11 protein-coding genes and 10 pseudogenes are annotated in these 21,750 nt (G+C 44.9%); all 21 read left to right on the top strand.

Going from position 1 to position 21,750, the window contains the following annotated elements:
* Nucleotides 1-14: 14 nt before the first annotated feature.
* The 21 genes and pseudogenes from rimP (at nt 15) to JCM19039_RS02860 (ending at nt 21,732) form a co-directional block, all read left to right on the top strand.
* A pseudogene (rimP, locus tag JCM19039_RS02755) lies at nt 15-481 on the top strand (ribosome maturation factor RimP).
* Between the two features lie 41 nt (nt 482-522).
* Nucleotides 523-1,673 (top strand): annotated as a pseudogene (gene nusA, locus JCM19039_RS02760) (transcription termination factor NusA).
* Nucleotides 1,670-1,942, top strand: a complete 273-nt coding sequence (gene rnpM / locus JCM19039_RS02765) for an RNase P modulator RnpM (RefSeq protein ID WP_042423689.1) — start codon at nt 1,670-1,672, stop codon at nt 1,940-1,942. The pseudogene nusA and the gene rnpM overlap by 4 nt, the downstream one beginning before the upstream one ends.
* On the top strand, nt 1,939-2,244 hold the full coding sequence (locus JCM19039_RS02770) for a YlxQ family RNA-binding protein (RefSeq protein ID WP_042423694.1): 306 nt from the start codon (nt 1,939-1,941) through the stop codon (nt 2,242-2,244). Before rnpM ends, JCM19039_RS02770 begins: the two co-directional genes overlap by 4 nt.
* An 18-nt stretch (nt 2,245-2,262) precedes the next feature.
* The gene (infB, locus tag JCM19039_RS02775; protein WP_042423697.1) at nt 2,263-4,389 is read left to right on the top strand and encodes a translation initiation factor IF-2; all 2,127 of its coding nucleotides are present in this window, start codon (nt 2,263-2,265) and stop codon (nt 4,387-4,389) included.
* Nucleotides 4,386-4,661 (top strand): DUF503 domain-containing protein, encoded by a 276-nt coding sequence (locus tag JCM19039_RS02780; protein WP_042423700.1) that lies wholly within the window; start codon nt 4,386-4,388, stop codon nt 4,659-4,661. Before infB ends, JCM19039_RS02780 begins: the two co-directional genes overlap by 4 nt.
* Before the next feature lie 26 nt (nt 4,662-4,687).
* Nucleotides 4,688-5,030, top strand: a pseudogene (gene rbfA / locus JCM19039_RS02785) (30S ribosome-binding factor RbfA).
* Nucleotides 5,031-5,047: 17 nt separating this feature from the next.
* Nucleotides 5,048-5,941, top strand: a complete 894-nt coding sequence (gene truB, locus JCM19039_RS02790; RefSeq protein ID WP_052398458.1) for a tRNA pseudouridine(55) synthase TruB — start codon at nt 5,048-5,050, stop codon at nt 5,939-5,941.
* Nucleotides 5,942-5,988: 47 nt separating this feature from the next.
* Nucleotides 5,989-6,939: a bifunctional riboflavin kinase/FAD synthetase gene (locus JCM19039_RS02795; protein WP_042423703.1), complete on the top strand. Its 951-nt coding sequence runs from the start codon at nt 5,989-5,991 to the stop codon at nt 6,937-6,939.
* A gap of 135 nt (nt 6,940-7,074) precedes the next feature.
* Nucleotides 7,075-7,344 carry a 30S ribosomal protein S15 gene (rpsO, locus tag JCM19039_RS02800; RefSeq protein ID WP_042396831.1) on the top strand — a complete coding sequence of 90 codons (270 nt, stop codon included), beginning with the start codon at nt 7,075-7,077 and terminating at the stop codon, nt 7,342-7,344.
* A gap of 74 nt (nt 7,345-7,418) precedes the next feature.
* Nucleotides 7,419-9,524, top strand: coding sequence for a polyribonucleotide nucleotidyltransferase (locus JCM19039_RS02805; protein ID WP_042423706.1), 2,106 nt, complete (start codon nt 7,419-7,421; stop codon nt 9,522-9,524).
* 163 nt (nt 9,525-9,687) lie between these two features.
* Complete coding sequence (locus tag JCM19039_RS02810; RefSeq protein ID WP_052398459.1) at nt 9,688-10,713, top strand: polysaccharide deacetylase family protein; 1,026 nt, start codon at nt 9,688-9,690, stop codon at nt 10,711-10,713.
* Nucleotides 10,692-11,927, top strand: a pseudogene (locus JCM19039_RS02815) (M16 family metallopeptidase). The gene JCM19039_RS02810 and the pseudogene JCM19039_RS02815 overlap by 22 nt, the downstream one beginning before the upstream one ends.
* Nucleotides 11,928-12,436: 509 nt before the next feature.
* Nucleotides 12,437-13,303 carry a dipicolinate synthase subunit DpsA gene (locus JCM19039_RS02825; protein WP_193744127.1) on the top strand — a complete coding sequence of 289 codons (867 nt, stop codon included), beginning with the start codon at nt 12,437-12,439 and terminating at the stop codon, nt 13,301-13,303.
* Nucleotides 13,293-13,885: pseudogene (locus JCM19039_RS02830) on the top strand (dipicolinate synthase subunit B). Before JCM19039_RS02825 ends, JCM19039_RS02830 begins: the two are co-directional and overlap by 11 nt.
* Before the next feature lie 150 nt (nt 13,886-14,035).
* Nucleotides 14,036-15,102 (top strand): annotated as a pseudogene (gene asd / locus JCM19039_RS02835) (aspartate-semialdehyde dehydrogenase).
* Nucleotides 15,099-16,330 (top strand): annotated as a pseudogene (gene dapG, locus JCM19039_RS02840) (aspartate kinase). The pseudogenes asd and dapG overlap by 4 nt, the downstream one beginning before the upstream one ends.
* A 354-nt stretch (nt 16,331-16,684) precedes the next feature.
* Nucleotides 16,685-18,281, top strand: a pseudogene (locus JCM19039_RS02845) (ribonuclease J).
* A 111-nt stretch (nt 18,282-18,392) separates the two neighbouring features.
* Nucleotides 18,393-19,093, top strand: a pseudogene (locus JCM19039_RS02850) (ClpP family protease).
* Nucleotides 19,090-19,365 carry a YlzJ-like family protein gene (locus JCM19039_RS02855; protein ID WP_042423712.1) on the top strand — a complete coding sequence of 92 codons (276 nt, stop codon included), beginning with the start codon at nt 19,090-19,092 and terminating at the stop codon, nt 19,363-19,365. Before JCM19039_RS02850 ends, JCM19039_RS02855 begins: the two are co-directional and overlap by 4 nt.
* 77 nt (nt 19,366-19,442) lie before the next feature.
* Nucleotides 19,443-21,732, top strand: a pseudogene (locus JCM19039_RS02860) (DNA translocase FtsK).
* Nucleotides 21,733-21,750: the final 18 nt, after the last annotated feature.

Raw genomic sequence — 21,750 nt, forward strand, 5'->3', positions numbered from 1 at the left:
TTGGAGGTAGAGAAATGTCTCAAGAGATTACACAAGCCGTTGAAAGACTCGCCAAACCCATCCTTGATGAACTCGAGATGGAATTGGTCGATGTCGAGTATAAAAAAGAAGGTAGCAACTGGTTTTTACGGTTGTTCATTGATCATCCAAATGGCATGGGGCTAGATGAATGTAGCCTCGTAAGTGAACGTGTGAGTGAAGTGTTAGATAAAGAAGACCCGATTGAAGGTTTTTATTATTTGGAGGTTAGCTCCCCGGGGGCTGAACGTCCATTGAAGAAACCTGCAGATTTCGAAAATGCCGTCGGTAAGAAAGTGTACGTGAAGACGTATGAACCGATTGAGGTAGAAAAGAAATTCAAGGCACACTCACCGAGTATGAAGAGGGTGAACTGACAGTGGAAGTAATCGATAAAACGAGAAAAAGTTTGGTTGCTGTCCCTGAGTCGAAAGTAGCGAAGGCACGCTTATCTGTCTTATAAATGAAGCGTAGCCTGATATTGAAGGGAGAGAATGTACTGTCATGAACAGCGACTTTCTAGATGCTTTAACGACGCTTGAGGAAGATAAAGGCATCGAAAAGGAAATCGTGCTCGAAGCGATTGAAGCCGCATTAATTTCTGCATATAAACGAAACTTCAGCCAAGCACCTAACGTTCGCGTTGACATTAACCGTGACAATGGTGAAATTAAAGTGTTTGCTAGAAAGCAAGTGGTGGAGGAAGTTTTCGACCCTCGCTTGGAAATTTCGGTTGAAGCTGCCAAAGAGATGAGCGTACGCTATGAGCTTGATGATGTTGTAGAAATTGAAGTGACACCGAAAGACTTTGGAAGAATTGCGGCACAAACTGCCAAGCAAGTCGTAACTCAACGAGTACGTGAAGCAGAACGCAGCATTATTTATTCCGAGTTTATCGATCGCGAAGAAGATATTATGACTGGAATTGTACAAAGGCAAGATCATCGTTTCATCTATGTGGATCTAGGAAAAGTGGAAGCCATTCTTCCACAAAGTGAACAGATGCAAAATGAAACGTATCGTCATAACGACCGGATCAAGTCATACATCACGAAAGTGGAAAAGACGACAAAAGGTCCACAGATTATGATTTCAAGAACCCACCCAGGGTTATTAAAACGATTGTTTGAATTAGAGGTTCCAGAGATTTATGATGGAACTGTAGAAATTCAGTCCGTAGCGAGAGAAGCAGGAGATCGTTCAAAGATCTCGGTTCATGCTGAGGACCTGAGGTGGACCCTGTCGGTTCGTGTGTTGGCCCTAGAGGACAAAGGGTTCAAACGATTGTCAATGAACTAAAAGGCGAAAAGATTGACATTGTGCAGTATTCTTCGAACCCTGTTGACTACGTAGGAAATGCGCTCAGTCCGTCAAAAGTGTTGGATGTGCAAGTGAGCGAAGAGGAAAAGAGCACACTCGTCGTCGTTCCCGATTACCAACTATCTCTTGCGATCGGAAAGCGCGGTCAAAATGCACGACTAGCGGCAAAGTTAACCGGCTGGAAGATTGACATTAAAAGCCAATCAGAAGCTGAAGAACTTGGCATTTACAACCCAGAAACAGCACGGGTTCCTGGTGAAGAGTCCGCTTCAATAGAAGGTGAGGATTGGACGGATGATTCTTGGGAAATGACAAAGGAGCATGAAGAGGAATGAGAAAGCAGAACACCCCTCTTCGCAAATGCATTGTCACGAATGAAATGAAGCCTAAAAAAGAGCTCATTCGTTTAGTGCGGGATGCAGATGGTTATGTGAGCGTCGACCCAACGGGTAAAAAGAATGGGCGCGGTGCTTATGTGACTCATTCACCTGAGAGTTTCAAAACGATGCGGGAAAAAGACTTATTGTCCCGTCATCTTAAAGTGAAGCTGACCGCTGAGGATTATGAACGTCTTATAGACGAGAGCAAAGAGGCAAGCCGATGACTGAGGATGCGTTCTATAAATTCCTTGGTTTGGCAATGCGAGCAGGAAAAGTGGTAAGCGGTGAAGAAACGGTTCTTAAAACCGTCCGCGATCAACGCGCCAAACTCGTCCTCATTTCTAGTGATGCTTCAAGCAATACAAACAAGATGTTTCATGCGAAGTGTCATTCTTACAACGTTCCGATTCAGACAGCAGGAACTAGAGAGCACCTTGGCAGAGCAATCGGTAAACATGAAAGAGTTGTCCTTGGCATAACAGACGAAGGTTTCGCAAAAAAACTACAAATCATGATCGATGATTAGAAGTTGGAGGTTATGCTTATGCCGAAAATGAGAGTCTATGAATACGCAAAATCTGTAAATAAGTCGAGCAAGGACATTGTTAACCTTTTAAAAGAAAAGAATATAAAAGTAAGCAATCATATGTCCGTGATTGATGATCATGCCATCAAACAGCTAGAGAGTGAATCAGCGGAGAAAAAGGATGGGAGTATGCAAAAAGATAACAAACCAAAAACAAATACCCAAGCGGCGAGACCTACGAAAGCCGCTGGCGGACAAAATAACGACAACTCCACGCGCAATCGTCGTCAAGCCCCTAAGCAAAACCAACGTCCCCCGCACTTACGCGGAAATCGGGGACCAGGGAAGCGTGGAAAAAGTAAGAAGAACCGGCCAAAAGAAGCACCAAAAACGCCGGAAAAGATTACATTTGCAGGCAGCTTAAGCGTTGCTGAACTTGCCGATAAGCTAAAGAAAGAGCCTGCTGAGCTCATCAAGAAACTGATGGGTCTGGGTGTGATGGCGACAAAGAATGAAGAGTTGGATGCGACAACCATTCATTTGCTATGTGAAGACTTTGGTGTAGAAGTGGAAGAAGAAGAAGTCGTTGACGTGCTAGATATGGAATTATACGAAGAGGCGGACACAGAAGATGATCTTCAAATTCGCCCACCAGTTGTCACGATTATGGGACACGTTGACCACGGAAAAACGACCCTTCTCGATGCCATTCGTAAAACGAAAGTCACGGACACCGAAGCGGGTGGAATTACACAGCATATTGGTGCGTACCAAGTGAAAGAAAACGGGAAGAAAGTGACGTTCCTTGATACACCAGGACACGCAGCATTTACAACAATGCGTGCACGTGGCGCGGAAGTGACCGATATTACAATTCTCGTTGTTGCAGCAGATGACGGGGTCATGCCACAAACAGTAGAAGCTCTAAACCATGCAAAGGCCGCAGAAGTACCGATTATTGTTGCGGTGAACAAGATGGATAAAGAAAACGCAAACCCAGATCGAGTCATGCAAGAGCTTACCGAGTACCAACTTGTTCCTGAAGCGTGGGGCGGGGAAACCATTTTTGTGAATGTGTCTGCAATAAAAGGGGAAGGTATTGATGAGCTTCTCGAAATGATCCTTCTCGTCGCTGAAGTAGGCGAGCTAAAAGCGAACCCAGAAAAGAGGGCACAAGGCACCGTCGTTGAAGCTGAGCTTGATCGTGGACGCGGTCCGGTTGCGACGTTGCTCGTACAAAATGGAACGATGAACGTCGGAGATCCGATTGTTGTCGGGAGTACGTTCGGAAGAATTCGTGCAATGGTGAATGACGTCGGTCGTCGTGTGAAAAAAGCGGATCCGTCAACACCGGTTGAGATTACAGGACTTAACGATGTGCCGCTAGCAGGTGATCAGTTCCTCGTGTTTGAAGACGAGAAGAAGGCTCGCCAAATTGGTGAAGGTCGTCAAGCCCGTGCGAAAGAAGCAGAACGTAAGCAAACATCAAAAGTAAGCCTTGATGATCTGTTTAATCAGATTCAAGAAGGTGAACTTAAAGAAATTAACGTAATCATTAAAGCAGACGTTCAAGGTTCGGTAGAAGCGGTCCGTGGCTCACTTGAAAAGATTGACGTTGCAGGTGTGAAGGTCAATATCATTCATACCGGTGTAGGAGCGATTTCTGAATCCGATGTTATTCTAGCTTCTGCTTCCAACGGGATTATCGTCGGCTTTAACGTTCGCCCAGATGTGAATGCGAAGCGCACCGCTGAATCAGAAAAAGTAGACATTCGTCTGCACCGCGTCATTTACGATGCCATTGAAGAAATTGAATCGGCGATGAAAGGCATGCTTGACCCTGAATTTGAAGAGAAGGTTCTAGGACAAGTGGAAGTTCGCCAAACCTTCAAAGTATCCAAAATCGGTACGATTGCCGGGAGCTATGTAACCGATGGGAAAATTACACGTGACAGTCAAGTTCGGGTGATTCGCGACGGGGTTGTCGTTTACGATGGCCGGGTTGAGGCGTTGAAACGTTTCAAAGATGATGTGCGCGAAGTGGCGAAGAATTATGAGTGTGGCGTGACGCTTGAAAACTTTAATGATGTAAAAGAAGGCGACATTATTGAGCCGTTCGTTATGGTTGAAGTTCCAAGAACATGATTGGTGCCCTTCATGTAACGTGTTCCCTTCCTTCATCACACTCATTAAAAGAAAAGCGAGCGGTGCTTCAAAGCATCCTTACGAGAGTTAGAAAACGAAACCTATCGATGTCTGAGATGGATCATCAAGACGCTTGGCAACGCACGGCCCTTAGTGTTGTATGCATAAGCAGCGACCGCAAAGTGATTGAGCGGGAGCTGCAAAGCGTGCTTGATTTGATCGATCAGTCTGAAGGCATCGATTGTTACGATATGGAATATGAGTGGCTGTAAGCTGCTCTGTAAACTGAGGTGTTACGATGAGTCAGATGAGAGCACAGCGTGTTGGAGAACAAATGAAAAAAGAGATGAGTGACATTCTTATGCGTGAGGTGAAAGATCCACGCGTGCAGTTTGTTACTGTTACTGGCGTTGATGTGACTGGAGATTTGCAACAAGCGACGGTGTATGTCACCGTTCTTGGTGAAGATGAAGAGAAAGATGCAACGCTAAAAGCACTCAAGAAGGCAAAAGTTTATTCGTTCAGAAATAGGCAAACGAATTCAACTGCGAAAGACACCAGAAATTGATTTTTCGTTGGATGAGTCAATTGCTTACGGAAATCGCATTGAAGAATTACTAAAAGATCTTGATAACAACTAGTCCAGGAGGAAACGTATATGGTACAAAGCGGTATTTTGCCATTGTATAAACCTGCTGGATACACTTCTTTTGATCTTGTTGTCCAAGCAAGACGGTGGTTTAAAACGAAAGAAATTGGACATGCAGGCACTCTTGACCCTAGTGTCACGGGTGTTCTGCTCATTTGTGTTGGACGAGCGACCAAGCTTGTTCCAATTTTAATGGAACAAAAGAAAGCCTATGACGGCGTGGCAGCGTTAGGAGAAGCAACGACGACCGAGGATCGCGAAGGAGACGTTATTGCACACGCTTCAATTTCACGAGTGCCGTCTCAAGCGGATGTCGATCAAGCGATTGCGAATTTTAACGGTACGCTTCAGCAAGTGCCGCCGATGTATTCTGCTGTTAAAGTAAAAGGGAAAAGATTATATGAATATGCTCGGGCGGGTGAAACGGTGGATCGTCCGGTGCGAACGGTGACGATTTATGATATGAAGCGTAATGGAGAGGTAGTAGAGACGAGTAGTGGTCACATTCATATTCCATTTTCAGTGACATGTTCCAAAGGTACTTATGTGCGTACACTAGCCGTCGACCTTGGCAAAGCACTCGGATTTCCTGCTCACCTTCACCAGTTAACGAGAACAATGAGTGCAGGCATCACCGATCGGCATTGCGTCACCGTTGAAGATATGGAAATGGCAAGTGAACGAGGGAATGCAGACGAGAAGTTGCTCCGGGTTGACGATGTGCTTCAAGATATTCAGCACGTTGAAGTGCCACTTCCCGTTGCCAACCAAGTGAAGAACGGTGCGGTATTTCAAGCAGATCTATTCCCAGATGCAAAACGAATGGTGCTTACACATCAAGGCAAATGCTTGCCGTATATAAACAACACGAAAACAAACCAGGTAAAGTTAAACCTGAAGTGATGCTTGTCATAAAAGAACAGCCGTGATTGAAAGTTGGGTGACGAAACATGGGTATTCATTACTTATCACAAAGCTTGCATGAAGAAGAGCGACACACGTACCCACCAGTCTCGATTGCACTCGGGTATTTTGATGGCGTGCATCAAGGCCACCGAAAAGTGATTCAAGCGGCCATCGATGATGCTTCGAAGAGAAATGTTGAGAGTGCGGTTCTCACTTTTCATCCGCACCCAAAGACGGTTCTCGGTAAAGAGCCGCTCCAACAATATGACGAAATTACACCGATAGATAAGAAATTGAGCGTACTGGAATCATTAGGCGTTGATCATATATTTCTCGTCACGTTTGATGAGCAGCTGTCGAGTTTATCTCCTCAGCAATTTGTCGATACTTATCTTATTCCAATTCATGTGGTACATGCGACTGCAGGATTTGATTTTTCATACGGTCAGTATGGAAAAGGAACGATGCAGGCAATGCCTGAATACAGTCGTGGTCTCATTTCAACGACGGTCGTTGAAAAGTGGGAGCAGTCCGGTGAGAAGGTAAGCTCAACCCGTGTTCGACGCGTGATTGATGAAGGAAATGTGGCTGAAGCAACGGAGCTTCTAACGCGACCGTATGAATTGAGTGGCACCGTCATTCGCGGCGACCAACGGGGAAGAGAACTCGGTTTTCCGACTGCAAATGTGGAGCTTTCTAGCAATTTTGTCGTGCCGGCTACAGGTGTGTATTATGTAACGGTAAAAACCGCCAAGGGAGAGAAACGAGGCCTTTGCAACATCGGGTATTTGCCGACATTCTTTGAAGATCGCCAAGAAGTGAGCGTCGAAGTGTACGTATTGGATTTTGACGGTGACTTGTACGGTGAACAAATGGATGTGCAGTTTCTTGACAAGGTGAGAGACGACGAAAAGTTCGACCGTGTAGAAGATCTCGTTACCCAAATGAAAGAAGACGAAAAAAAAGCGAGAGCTTATTTCACAAGTTCACGGTAAACACTTGCATTGTGTCGATAAAAAAGGTATTCTAGCACAGTAGTCTGCCATGGGCAGATCACCATTTTCTTGGCATATTCGCTCCACCGGCGATTTGCGAGGAATTTGGAGAAAAAGAAAAAGGAGGTGGAAAGGATGGCACTAACTCTAGAGCGCAAACAAGAAATCGTGGAGCAATACAAAACCCACGACAAGGACACCGGTTCACCGGAAGTTCAAATCGCTATCCTAACAGAGCAGATTAATGAGTTGAACGATCACTTGCGAACGCATAAGAAGGATCATCACTCTCGTCGAGGTCTTTTGAAAATGGTTGGTAAGCGTCGTAACTTACTCACGTACTTGCGTAACAAAGATGTCACGCGTTACCGTGAGATTATTAAAAAGCTAGGATTACGTCGATAAAGCAGAAAAGCGGGAGATCTCCCGCTTTTTTTCAAATCGTAAAAGAAATGAAAACGTAAAGGAGGGGCAAAAGCATGTCAGTAGAACCCCGTACGTTCTCGACCATGATCGGTGGAAGAGAAATGACATTTGAAGTTGGAAAGTTCGCGAAGCAAGCGAGTGGAGCTGTGCTCGTTCGGTATGGTGACAGCGTTGTACTTACTGCGGCCACAGGTTCGAAAGAACCGAAGGATCTTCCGTTTTTCCCACTCACAGTAAACTATGAAGAAAGACTATATGCGGCTGGAAAGATTCCAGGCGGCTTTATTAAACGTGAGGGCCGTCCATCTGAACATGCCGTTCTTACGAGTCGCTTGATTGACCGACCGATTCGTCCATTGTTCCCAGATGGTTTTCGCAATGATGTACAAGTCATCAACACGGTCATGAGTTCAGACTCAGATGCTTCATCAGAGATGGCAGCAATGATTGGTTCATCACTTGCGTTATCGATTTCTGATATCCCGTTTGCAGGCCCAATTGCTGGTGTACAAGTAGGTCTCGTCGATGGAGAATTCGTTGTAAACCCAACTCACGAACAATCGGTTCAAAGTGAGATGGATCTAACGGTTGCAGGAACAAAAGAAGCCATTAACATGGTTGAAGCAGGAGCAGATGAAGTTTCTGAAGAAACAATGCTCGAGGCGATTTTGTTTGCCCATGATCAGATTAAAGAGATCGTTGCGGTTCAAGAAGAGATCGTAGCTCAAGTGGGCAAAGAGAAAATGGACGTTGTTCTGAAAACGCTTGACGAAGATTTAACGAATCAAGTGCGAGCCTTATCTGAAGGTAAGCTTAAAGATGCCGTTCTCGTTAAAGAAAAGCACGAGCGTGAAGTGGCCCTTAAAGATGTCGAAACGGATATTGTCGAGCAGTTTGAAGATGAAGAAACGATTGACCATGTAAAAGAAATCTTAAAAATGCTTACGAAAGAAGAGTTTCGTCGTCTGATTACTAAAGAGAAAATCAGACCAGACGGGCGAGGACCAGAAGAAATTCGTCCACTTGCTTCCGAAGTACAATTGCTGCCAAGAACCCACGGCTCTGGTTTGTTTACGAGAGGTCAAACGCAAGCGCTTAGCGTGTGTACACTAGGTGCACTGGGAGAAGTACAAGTGATTGATGGGCTTGGGCAAGAAGAATCGAAGCGATTCATGCACCATTACAACTTCCCGCAATTTAGTGTTGGTGAAACTGGACCGATTCGGGCACCAGGACGAAGAGAGATTGGACACGGGGCTTTAGGGGAACGAGCGCTTGAGCGTGTCATTCCAGATGAAGAGTCATTTCCGTATACAATTCGTCTTGTTTCTGAAGTGTTAGAGTCTAATGGTTCCACATCTCAAGCAAGTATTTGTGCCAGTACGTTAGCGATGATGGATGCAGGTGTACCCATTAAAGCACCAGTCGCAGGCATTGCAATGGGGCTTGTTAAAGAGGGCGAAGACCTCACGGTTCTCACGGATATCCAAGGTATGGAAGATGCACTCGGAGACATGGACTTTAAAGTTGCAGGAACATCAGCAGGTGTAACGGCATTACAAATGGACATGAAGATTTCAGGGATTAACCGGGCAGTATTACAAGAGGCACTCCAGCAAGCAAAAACAGCACGGATGCACATCTTAAATAGCATGCTTGACGTTATTGACACGTCACGTTCTGAGCTTTCGGCTTATGCTCCTAAGATTATGACGATGCACATTAAACCTGAGAAGATTCGCGATGTGATTGGACCGAGTGGAAAAGTGATTAACCAAATTATTGAAGATACCGGTGTGAAAATCGATATCGAACAAGATGGTACGGTTTACATTTCTTCTACAGAAGCTTCTCTAAATGAGCGTGCAAAAGCGATTATTTCCGATATCGTTCGAGAAGTTGAAGTTGGTGAGATCTATCACGGAAAAGTGAAGCGTGTTGAGAAATTCGGTGCTTTCGTTGAGCTATTCAAAGGCAAAGATGGGCTCGTTCACATATCACAATTAGCTAAAGAACGGGTTAACAAAGTTGAAGACGTTGTGAAAATTGGTGACATGGTCGATGTGAAAGTGACAGAGATTGATAACCAAGGTAGAGTGAACCTCTCTCGCAAAGTCCTTCTAAAAGATGAGCCAAAAGAAGAATCAAAAAGTGAGTAACAGAAAAACTTGGTCCACCGCCAAGTTTTTTGTTTTAAAAAATACATAGGAATTTTCTCTTTGATTGTTTAGTCGATCCGGGGTTCGTTCAACCGCTCTTTTGAAATGGTCTGTTCTTCTCGTCCAATTGTTGCATAAACTAGGACGAGGAGGTGGGTAGCAGATGATGTTTCGAACGAGGTTCATCCAAATCGTCATCGGTGTCGCAATTATTCTTATCGGATTTACTGCTTGGCAAGTTCCTCATCTACCTGACGATACGGTTGAAACATGGAATGAAGAAGCAGAGTTGTTACAAACGACAGAAACCGACGAGCAAATACAATCTCGAATAGCTTCTGCGAAAGAAGAGCTGGATGAACCGCCCATTGATGCGGTCGTTGATCCAGTTTGGAAAGGCATCCCGGGTTTAAATGGGCGCCTAATCAATGAAGAAGCTTCATTTAATAATATGGTGGAAGAAGGAAGATTTGCTGAGGAGTTGCTCGTTTTCGATGAAACCGAGCCTGAAGTGATGATGAGTGATCTCGGCGCAGTGCCGTTCTATCGTGCAAACGGTCAAAAGCCAATGGTCGCATTCATCATTAATGTTGCTTGGGGAAATGAACATCTTCCTGATATGATAAACACGCTAAATGAAAAAGATGTAACGGCTACTTTTTTTCTAGACGGGTCTTGGGTGAAAAGCCAACCTCGACTTGCACGAATGATTCAAGAAGAAGGTCATGAAATTGGCAATCATGCCTATAACCACCCAGACATGGCTACCTTGTCAGATGCAGAAATTCGTGAACAATTAGAAAGAACGAATAATATGATTTCTGTTACACTAGATGTAGAACCTGTCTGGTTCACACCACCTTCAGGCAGTTTCAATGATCGTGTGGTGGAAATTGCAAAGGACATGGAGATGTATACGGTTTTATGGACCGTGGACACAATTGACTGGCAAAACCCGAGCACAGATGCTATGGTGGAGCGTGTCACGAGTAAAATTCATCCAGGCGCAACTGTGCTTATGCACCCAACAAAACCGACCAAAGAAGGAATGGAAGCAATGATTGATGGCATTCGAGCTGAAGGATTAGAAATTGCTCCAATTTCTGAAGTTTTGAGTGAACAAAGAGCACCTTTGCCCCGCACCGATGAAGTGGAGGAGGGGGAGCGTTGGTACAACGCATTCAATTAGCGAATGGGGTCCGACTTGTCGTCGAACCTATGGAACATATTCATTCTGTTGCCATCGGTATTTGGGTTCACACCGGATCAAGAACGGAACAGCCAAGCGAGAATGGATTTCACACTTTGTTGAACATCTCATGTTTAAAGGAACAGAATCGATGAGCGCCGCACATATTGCTGCAGCTTTTGATCGTATCGGCGGTCATGTAAACGCATTCACTTCGAAAGAATACACGTGTTTTTATGCAAAAGTTATGAGTCGTCATGCGAAAGAAGCGGCGAGAATCTTGAGTGACATGTTTTTTCATTCATCGTTTAAAGATGAGGAAATTGAACGAGAACGTCAAGTGATTCTTGAAGAAATTCGGATGGTTGAAGATATGCCGATGACGTCGTGCATGACGATTTGGACCGCGCTGCATTTGGGGCGACGCCTCTTGGTCTTCCGATACTAGGTAGTGAGCAATCGATCCAATCGTTTGACAGAAACCAGCTTCGTCAGTTCGTCAAAGATCATTATCGACCTGAGCGGGTTGTTGTCTCAGTTGCAGGAAACATGGATTCATCGCTACTTGATCAGATTTGTGATGACTTTAGTCAGTTTGAAAAGAGTGATGCAAAACAAAATGCGCCAATACAACAAGAGATGGGCTTTGAACACCTCGTACGGAAAAAGCCGGTTGAACAGGCCCACCTTTGCCTTGGACTTCCTGGTGTATCGCTTACGGACGAGCGGTTATATGCGATGGTCATTTACAACCATTTACTCGGCGGGGGTATGAGCAGTCGACTGTTCCAAGAAATCCGCGAGCAGCGGGCATTGGCGTACTCGGTCTATTCTTATCATACTTCTTATCAAGATACAGGCATGCTTACGATCTATGCGGGCACAGCGACAGAACGCTTGAAGAAACGTACGCAACAACGATGCGAATGATTGAGGAACTGGCCAAGAGCCACTCAATTACAGAAGACGATCTTGAAAGTGCAAAAGCGCATGTGATTGGCAGTACGCTTCTTGGATTAGAAAGTTCAAGTAGCCGCATGAACCGTAACGGTAGAAATGAAGTCGCACTTCAAGAACATCAAACATTGGAAGAACTTTCTCACCGCATTGAACGTGTACACCTTCCTGATGTTCATGAAATTGCTGAGCATATTCATGCGGATCGGTATGCGATGGCACTCATTAGCCCAGACGGAAAATTGCCTTATAATTAATGGTCTCAATGGTTGCCCTTCATCATATCCTTTATGAAGGAGGAGAGCGTATGAGGTTAAGTGAAATGAGCGCAAAAGAAATTGTCGATTATGAGCAAGGAGAGCGCCTCGGTGTTCCAGGAAGATAGATGCGAGAATCGATGCATCAACTGGAGAAGTGCAGGCATTTTTGTTTCCGACCAATCGCTGGAGCCCTTTTCGAAAAAATGAAGACTTGCTTGAGATTCATTGGCGCCATATCCATACGATTGGGGAGGACATGATTATCGTCAATCGGTCTGTACAAAATAACGGCTGAATACTCACAAAAGAAACATCCACATAATAGCTGCCTCGAGACGAACGGTCTCGGGGTTTTTTGTTGTCATTTCTTGTTTTGCATGAAAGCGAATCAAACAAGACCGACGGGATCATTCAGAAGGGGCTTATCTACCGAGCGCAAACCCGTCACCGATGTGTGAAATGCTCATAATCTAACATAGTGCAACTATAAAGGAGGTGAGATGCTCATGGTCGAAATCGCTGTGCTCGGAGGAGACCTGCGAACAATCTCCTTAATGAATACACTATCATCATACGCGAATCGAATTTACACGGTTGGATTCAATCAAAAAGAAGTGGGCGTAGAGGTTTGTGAACGTACACTCGAAAACTTGCCCTACGAGCGGCTAAATGCGATCATTCTACCGGTCCAAGGCGTAGGAACAGACGGTACTGTTCCTACCCTTGATGGAGACCCATTAAAACTGGATCCAAGTCATATAGAAAGAACAGGTGAGCAGTGTCTCTTTATTACAGGTGTGCTCACCCCATTCCTTAAAGCAAATGTCCCCCGAAAGGTCATTAGTTGGATGTCAAGAGAAGACGTTGCGATTGCCAACTCTATACCGACGGCAGAAGGCTGTTTACGATTAGCAATTGAGAACACAGCACATACGATCCATAGCGCCACCGTTTTTATTTTAGGATATGGGCGTTGTGGGAAGACGATTGCTGATCTTTTCAGTGGCTCAGGGGCAAATGTCATTGTATATACGAATGAAGATGGTGAAATAGCAAGAGCAAAACAGCGTGGGTTCGTAGCGCGTTCGTTTCTAAATATTACTGACGACGCTGATGAAGCGGATGTATGTATTAATACAGTCCCAAGTCGTGTGCTGACGCCTGAGCTTTTTCAAAAGATGAAGTCGACGTGTTTCATATTAGACATTAGCAGTGCGCCTGGAGCATTTGACCCAGGCGTAGCAAAAGCTTTTCCACAGAAGATTTTAAATGTTCCGGGTATCCCGGGAAAAGTCGCTCCGAAAAGTGCCGGAGAAATACTCGGAAGAGCAACGATAAAGATATTTGAAAAGGAGTTTGGACATGGAACTTAAAGGGAAAAGGATAGGGTTCGGTTTGACAGGCTCTCACTGTACGTTAGAAGAAGTCATTCCGCTCATTGAAACACTTATCCAAAGAGGTGCAGAAGTTGTTCCTTTCGTTAGTTGGACGGTACAATCAACCGATTCGAAATTTGGTAAGGCAGCCGATTGGATAGCAGCCATCGAGAAGGCGTCAGGTCATGAGGTCATTAACAGCATTGTCAAGGCAGAACCATACGGACCCAAAAAGCCGCTAGATTGCATGCTAATCTCACCAATGACAGGTAATTCATTAGCGAAGTTCGCGAATGCACTTACCGATTCGCCAGTGCTTATGGCAGCCAAAGCAACACTAAGAAACGGCTCACCCGTCGTTGCAGCCATCTCAACGAATGATGCACTTGCTTAAACGCCAAAAACCTGGCCACACTTTTGACGATGAAACACGTATTTCTAGTCCCATTTGGTCAGGACGATCCCATTAAAAAACCAACCTCGTTAGTAGCAAGAATGCAAGCAATCCCGTCAACGATTGAAGATGCGTTAGATGGTCGGCAATTCCAGCCTCTCTTAATTGATAAGTATAACGATTAGTCTATCATCTGAGTTGATTATTCTCACGCTCTCTTATATCGTTAGTAAGGTAGGTTGTAAGACTCGGTTTTGTCCCGGCTCTTAATTAATAAAACTGCTGTTTTAAACGCCGAGAATTGGCGAGTGAATATTTGAGGAGGAACTACACAAATGGCAAATCATCATGGTTATCATGTAGCAATCGTTGGAGCAACAGGTGCAGTCGGACAGCAAATGTTAAAAACATTAGAAGAGAAAAATTTCCCGATTCGCTCTTTAAAGCTGTTATCATCTTCACGTTCCGCCGGCAAGAAAATTGTGTTTCAAGGGGAAGAGCACACGGTTGAAGAAGCGGCTCCAGAGCAATTTGAAGGCATCCAAATTGCCTTGTTCTCAGCAGGAGGTTCGATCTCTAAAGCGTTGGCGCCAGAAGCTGTCAAACGCGGAGCGATCGTTATTGACAATACGAGTGCATTTCGCATGGATGAGAATGTCCCACTCATTGTCCCTGAAGTGAACGAAGAAGACTTGAAGAACCACCAAGCATCATTGCCAACCCAAATTGTTCAACCATTCAAATGGTTGTCGCTTTAGAGCCGTTAAAGAAAGCATTTGGTCTTAAAAAAGTGATTGTATCAACGTATCAAGCGGTTTCAGGAGCAGGGTTAGACGCTGTTCAGGAAATGCAATCACAGTCAAGACAATTGCTTGATGGCGAATCAATTGACCCGCAAGTTTTACCTGTATCTGGAGACAAAAAGCATTATCAAATTGCGTTTAATGCTGTCCCACAAATCGACCTTTTCCAAGAAAACGGATATACATTTGAAGAAATGAAAATGATCAATGAAACAAAGAAAATCATGCACGATGACCAGTTAGAAGTGGCAGCGACGTGTGTACGTTTGCCAGTTGAAACGGGTCATTCAGAATCTGTATACATCGAAACAGAAAAAAGCGGCATGAGCGTAAAAGACATCCACGAAATCCTTGCTGAAGGAGCAGGTGTGACATTACAAGACGACCCAGCGACACAAACGTACCCACTGGCCAGTCATTGTGTAGGGTTACCTGATGTATTCGTTGGTCGTGTTCGAAAAGACTTGGATAAAGAAAATGGCTTTCATATGTGGATTGTTTCTGACAACCTCATCAAAGGTGCTGCGTACAATTCGGTACAAATCGCTGAAAGCTTAGACCAATTAGGGTTGATTGTTCCAGAGGAAGACGCCTCATGAACATCGTAGTTCAAAAGTTTGGAGGGACATCCGTTCACTCCGAAGAACGAAGAGAGGCAGCAGCGAGTCACGTTCAACAAGCGGTTGAGAAAGGATACAAAGTTGTTGCTGTCGTCTCGGCCATGGGCAGAGAAAATGACCCGTATAGCACGGACACGTTACTCAGCCTCATTGGTGGCGTCAAAGCGCACGTCCCCGGAAGAGAACAAGATCTTTTGCAATCGTGCGGAGAGATCATTTCTTCAGTCGTATTCACCAACCTTTTGATTGGAAAAGGCATAGCAGCCAGTGCACTTACTGGCAAGCAGGCAGGGTTTGTTACGAATGGATCGTTTGGGAATGCGCGAATTACAGAAATGAAAACCGATGCTTTACTTGAACGTCTGAAGCACGACGATGTCGTCGTTGTGGCAGGGTTTCAAGGGGAAAGCACCGATGGCGAACTGACGACGCTAGGTCGTGGGGGTAGTGATACGTCTGCCACAGCACTTGGCGCAGCCTTGAACGCTGAATTTGTAGATATCTTCACTGATGTGGACGGCATTATGACGGCTGATCCAAGAATTGTTGATGATGCACAACCGTTGAAGACACTCACGTATTCTGAAGTGAGCAACATGGCGTATCAAGGGCAAAAGTCATTCACCCACGGGCCGTTGAAATCGCGATGTATGCAAAAATCCCTCTGCGCATTCGCTCTTTGCAATCGGAATCGTTTGGTACGTTAATCACGATGTCAAAAGATCAGCTTCCTGGCAGTGACATTGAAGAGCGACTCGTGACGGGCATTACGTACGTGAAAGACCTTGCCCAAGTGACGGTAACGAAGAATGAAGAGGACCACGAAGCGGCTTCAACGATCTTCACGCATATGGCTGAGCAAGGCATAAGTGTAGATTTTATTAACATCGGTCGCACCGAAATTGTGTTCACGGTTCCGATGCATAAACAAGAAGACGTTCAACAGGCGATTAAGAGCATAGGTTACCCTGTTATTCTACTCCCCCAATGTGCGAAGGTGTCCGCTGTAGGGGCTGGCATGACCGGTGTTCCCGGAGTCGTCTCCAAAATTACAAAAGCTCTTTTCCAAGAAGAAATCGAAATTCTGCAGGCGACAGATTCTCATACAACCATTTGGGTACTTGTGAAAGAAAACCATATGCATCAAGCCGTTAATGCGTTGCATCAAATGTTCGATCTTGCGAATAAACAGTCGCATAATGCCTAATTAAAAATCGGTCACCTCTTCACGAGGGGGCCGATTTTTGTGTAGTGACACCTCGGCGCCGCACGTCAACAAAAATGCATGAACGTTAGGGTAATCTTCTTGTGATACTTGTCTTTGTACAAAAGAATAAGGTATACTACTACCAGTTCATTCGTTCGGTTGTAAGCCAATGGGCCATCGGTTAACCCTTGATGTTGATCGATGACCTTAGTAACGGTGTGAAATGTCGCTTTGACGGAAAAGCGAGTAGAGAAAATTTATATAATTGTGGGAGGAACAGATATTGTCTAAGCAAGAGACAACAAGTAAAGTACGTATTTTGCCTTGGGCGGACTCGGGGAGACAGGCAAAAACATGTACGTCGTAGAAGTAGATGAAGAAATGGTCGTTCTTGATGCCGGCCAAATGATCCCTGAGGATGATATGTTAGGGATTGATGTCGTTATTCCAGACATCAGCTATCTCGTCCAAAACCGCGACCGAGTAAAAGCGGTCATTCTTTCTCATGGACATGAAGACCATACAGGCGCCATTCCTTATGTCATTAGTAAGCTACAAGCTCCTGTGTACGGATCAAAGCTAACGATGGGCTTAGTCGAAGAGACTTAAAAATGAAGAACATCGAGAACAAAGTAAAACTGAAAGTCGTATCGCCGGGTGGCAATATTAAAGCCGGAAAAATGAAAATTGAATTTTTCCGCGTCAACCATAGCATTCCTGATTGTCTTGGCGTGGCGATTCAAACGCCGCAAGGGTATGTGGTGTACACAGGAGATTTCAAAATTGATCAAACACCTCCAGACCGGAAATTCTCTGATGTCGGCCGCATGACAGACTACGGGAAAAAAGGCGTGCTCTGTTTGCTTTCTGACAGCACGAATGCTGAAGTACCAGGCACTACGCCATCAGAAAAGGAAACAGAAGCAGGCATTAAAGATGTATTCCGTGATGCACCCGGGCGTGTGATTGTTAGTACGTACGCATCGAATGTGTACCGTATTCAACAAGTGATTGATTCTGCAGCCGAGTCTAATCGCAAGCTGGCGATTGTTGGTGATTCAATGAAGAAAGTCATTGAGATTTCCCAGCGCCTCAACTATTTACGTGTTCCAAAAGGCTGATCATCTCTGTTGAAGAGATTAGCAAATACAACGGAGAAGATGTTGCCGTATTATGCTCAGGGACACAAGGAGAGCCTGTTTCTGCACTACACCGTATGGCGAAAGGAAGCGACCGACAGCTATCGATCTTACCGAAAGATACCGTCATTATTTCCGCAAGCCCATCGCCTGGAAATGAGAAATCGATAGGCCGGGTCGTCGATTACTTGTACAAATTAGGTGCTGAAGTCGTTCATTCTGATAAAAGGGTGAATGTGTCTGGGCATGGGAGTCAAGAAGAGCTCATGTTTATGCTCAATCTCATGAAGCCGCGTCACTTTGTCCCGATTCAAGGAGAGTTCCGCATGCAATTTGCTCACGCTGAACTCGCGTTAACGACAGGTGTGCATCGAGAGCGTATCCATATGCTAGATAACGGTGACGTGTTGCAACTTCAAGGGAAGAATGCGACAAAAGCATCCAAAGTTCCTGCTGGAAATGTCCTCATTGACGGATTAGGTATTGGGGATGTTGGAAATATCGTTCTTCGTGACCGACGCCTGTTATCTAAAGATGGCATTCTAGTCGTTGTCGTCACGTTAAACAAGAAAACGAATGCGTTTGTTTCAGGTCCTGACATCATTTCTCGAGGGTTTGTATATGTAAGAGAATCTGAAGAGCTGCTCGAAGAAGCAAAGAAAAAAGTGACCGACACATTAAATGAATGCATGAGTGAAAATGTAAATGAATGGTCGTCACTGAAAAGCAACGTACGTGAAGTACTCAGTCGCTTCTTGTACGACAAAACAAAACGCAGGCCGATGATCTTGCCGATTATTATGGAAGTATAAACGTACCGCGCGCTTACAACCGATGTAAGCGCGCGGTATTTTTAATATGGAGAACCTGGAAGGAATAAGTCTGTCCTACACTCGAATACTAGACGAAAAGGAGGCAATATAATGGCAGGAGAACAACCCCAAGAAAAAGAGAAAGGTTCAGACGTTGTCCAAAAAATTACATCCCTCGGGCAAACGAGTGTGCTACGAGTGAGCAATCTGAAATTCATTGCATTACGATTATTGGTCAAATTGAAGGACACATGCAGTTGCCACCGCAAAATAAAACGACGAAGTATGAACATATCATTCCTCAACTCGTCGCCGCAGAACAGAATTCAAAAATCAAAGGCCTATTGCTCGTATTAAATACAGTTGGCGGTGATGTGGAAGCAGGTTTGGCAATTGCAGAAATGGTCGCAAGTATGAACAAACCGACGGTTACGCTCGTGCTAGGTGGTGGCCATTCCATAGGAGTACCGGTTGCTGTCGCTGGGGACTACGCGTTTATTGCTGAAACAGCAACGATGACGATTCACCCCATCCGTCTTAACGGACTTGTCATTGGGGTGCCACAGACGTTTGAATACATGGAGAAGATGCAAGAGCGTGTCATTCAATTTGTCACCGGCCACTCCAACATTAAAACCGAGGTGTTCAAAGAATTGATGTTTGATAAAGGGAATTTAACGAGAGACATTGGAACGAACGTCGTCGGTCAAGATGCCGTTGATCACGGATTAATTAATGAAGTCGGCGGAGTCGGTCCAGCTATAGAAAAGCTAAGAGAATTAATCTCAAGGCAAGGGGAACTTTTGCAATGATTATTTACACACCGTTATCAATGGATGAGGTATTTCCACAAACAGAAGGAATTGACTGTCACTATGTAGAAACTGATAATGGCGTTGTTATGCTTGAGAAATCGGGTGACGGGCAATGGGTGGTTGGACGATTATTAAGCACGGAACCTAATGACTTTTTACAACCGAAGTACCAGCAGGAATGCCTTGGGATCTCAAAGATGATCAACAATGAGTTGTTCATCTTTTTTCTTGAATCTCGGTCTTTTTCAGCGCTTTTTGTGAAGTTGTAGTGTGTTATAATGGTTCAGCTACCAACTTTACGTAATCGATGGATTTTTTATACAGGGAAATAAGGGGGGAGGAGTAGATGGGGAAGAAAAAGAAAAAGAAAAAAAAGCAACAAGAGTGGACTACCCAGCTTAAATTTGAAATGGCTGGTTTAATTCTCCTTGCGATTGCACTGTTTACTTCTTTTCAATTTGATCCGCTCGGCATTATCATTATCCAGCTGTTTCGGTTTTTTGCAGGTGAATGGTATCACTTTCTTACGCTGTTGCTTTACATGTTCGCCTTCATGCTCATTTTTAAGCGAGTGTTGCCGACAATGTGGTCTAGGCGTTTTGCAGGCTTATACATTGCGATGTTTACTGTGCTCTTATACAGCCATCTTGAACTATTTCAGAACTTACAAAGCGTTGGACCGTTCCAAAATGGTTCGGTGCTCATGAATACGCTGGAATTGTATCGCTTAGACTTGACCGGTCAAGCCGATGACCTTGGAGGGGGAATGGTTGGTGCCGTAGGGTATGCAGTAGGTACGTTTCTCGTAGATGTTGGTGGGACGTATGTCCTCGGAGCGGTACTTCTTGTCATTGCGTTTATCTTACTTAGTGGTAAATCGATTCGTGATGTGTATGACGCTGTATCAAAACGAGTACGCGTGTGGGGTGCGAAGGGATTGGATGCTTACAAGAACTCCCGCACGAAAGAAAATAAACCTCGAGCGCCGGCGACCGAAAAGAAAGAGAAGGTGTCGACCGCTACACCAACGCCACAAGCACCTGCAGCCACGGAGTCGAGCACGAGCGAGCGACCGGTCATTCATAATTTCCAAGAGCAAGCGTATAAGGGAGAAGAGCGAAGTCAAAAGAAAAAAGGCAAGGGACCTGTTGTAGAAAAAGAAGAGACAGAGGATATTCAACCGCTTCTTACGAGTGAGAAATCAAACGAAGATTATCAGTTGCCTGGTCTTACATTGTTGCAGTCCCCTGTTCAAAATCACCAAACGAGTGATCGAAATCAAGTGTCTACGAATGCGAAGAAACTCGAAGACACGTTGAAAAGTTTTGGTGTGCAAGCTCAAGTGAATGAAGTTCATCTCGGTCCTGCTGTAACAAAATACGAGGTCCAACCAGCGGTAGGGGTTAAGGTGAGTAAAATTGTCAGTCTAACGGATGATATTGCACTTGCTCTAGCTGCGAAAGACATTCGAATTGAAGCGCCGATTCCTGGAAAATCAGCGGTAGGAATTGAAGTTCCTAACCAAGACGTTGCAATGGTTACTTCGGGAAGTACTGGAAACGCCGAAATCCAATGATGCTCACGTTCTTTCTGTTGCGCTCGGACGCGACATTTCAGGTGAGCCGATGACTGCTGAGCTTAATAAAATGCCTCACCTGCTCGTCGCAGGGGCAACAGGAAGCGGGAAAAGCGTTTGTATAAATGGAATTGTGACGAGCATTCTCATGCGGGCAAAGCCTCATGAAGTAAAGCTCATGATGATTGACCCGAAAATGGTGGAATTAAATGTGTACAACGGCATTCCTCACCTACTTACGCCTGTCGTAACTGAGCCGAAAAAAGCCGCGCAAGCATTGAAAAAAGTGGTTTCTGAAATGGAGCGGCGCTACGATTTGTTCTCGCATAGTGGGAGCAGAAATATTGAAGGGTATAATGCGATGATCCGGAAGCAAAATGAAAAAGAGGACGATGACAAGCCGTTGCTCCCGTATATTGTTGTCATTGTAGATGAGCTTGCCGATTTAATGATGGTCGCTTCAAGCGATGTTGAAGATGCAATTACCCGACTTGCGCAAATGGCTAGAGCCGCCGGCATCCATATGATTATTGCAACACAACGGCCTTCTGTAGATGTAATTACTGGAGTAATTAAAGCAAACATCCCTTCACGTATCGCTTTTGGGGTTTCTAGTCAGACCGATTCACGTACGATACTGGATGCGTCTGGTGCTGAGAAATTATTAGGGCGAGGGGACATGTTATTTTTACCCGTCGGTGCAAATAAATCCACCCGAATTCAAGGGGCGTTTATTTCTGATAAAGAAGTTGAAGACATCGTTTCTCACGTTGTTGCCCAACAAAAAGCGCAATATGAAGAAGAGATGACGCCAGATGAAGTCGTTGAAACTCATAAAGAGCCTGAAGACGATCTGTATTATGATGCGATAGACCTTGTCATGCAAATGGACTCTGCATCGGTTTCCATGCTGCAACGACGCTTTCGGATTGGTTATACACGTGCAGCCAGGCTCGTAGATGAAATGGAAGCACAGGGCATTGTCGGTCCTTACGAAGGCAAGAAACCCCGCGAGGTGCTAAAAAGAAATGAACCAGACGATTTAACGGACGCTAAGTAAAGGAAAAGGTGATGACTC

Origin of the sequence: Geomicrobium sp. JCM 19039, assembly GCF_000698145.1 — a bacterium.
Classification (GTDB): domain Bacteria; phylum Bacillota; class Bacilli; order Bacillales; family Marinococcaceae; genus Geomicrobium_A.

Bases quoted from the DNA above. Each gene is read 5' to 3' on its own strand.
- rnpM (WP_042423689.1), top strand. From the start codon at position 1,670: ATGAGAAAGCAGAACACCCCTCTTCGCAAATGCATTGTCACGAATGAA.
- JCM19039_RS02770 (WP_042423694.1), top strand. From the start codon at position 1,939: ATGACTGAGGATGCGTTCTATAAATTCCTTGGTTTGGCAATGCGAGCA.
- infB (WP_042423697.1), top strand. From the start codon at position 2,263: ATGCCGAAAATGAGAGTCTATGAATACGCAAAATCTGTAAATAAGTCG.
- JCM19039_RS02780 (WP_042423700.1), top strand. From the start codon at position 4,386: ATGATTGGTGCCCTTCATGTAACGTGTTCCCTTCCTTCATCACACTCA.
- truB (WP_052398458.1), top strand. From the start codon at position 5,048: ATGGTACAAAGCGGTATTTTGCCATTGTATAAACCTGCTGGATACACT.
- JCM19039_RS02795 (WP_042423703.1), top strand. From the start codon at position 5,989: ATGGGTATTCATTACTTATCACAAAGCTTGCATGAAGAAGAGCGACAC.
- rpsO (WP_042396831.1), top strand. From the start codon at position 7,075: ATGGCACTAACTCTAGAGCGCAAACAAGAAATCGTGGAGCAATACAAA.
- JCM19039_RS02805 (WP_042423706.1), top strand. From the start codon at position 7,419: ATGTCAGTAGAACCCCGTACGTTCTCGACCATGATCGGTGGAAGAGAA.
- JCM19039_RS02810 (WP_052398459.1), top strand. From the start codon at position 9,688: ATGATGTTTCGAACGAGGTTCATCCAAATCGTCATCGGTGTCGCAATT.
- JCM19039_RS02825 (WP_193744127.1), top strand. From the start codon at position 12,437: ATGGTCGAAATCGCTGTGCTCGGAGGAGACCTGCGAACAATCTCCTTA.
- JCM19039_RS02855 (WP_042423712.1), top strand. From the start codon at position 19,090: ATGATTATTTACACACCGTTATCAATGGATGAGGTATTTCCACAAACA.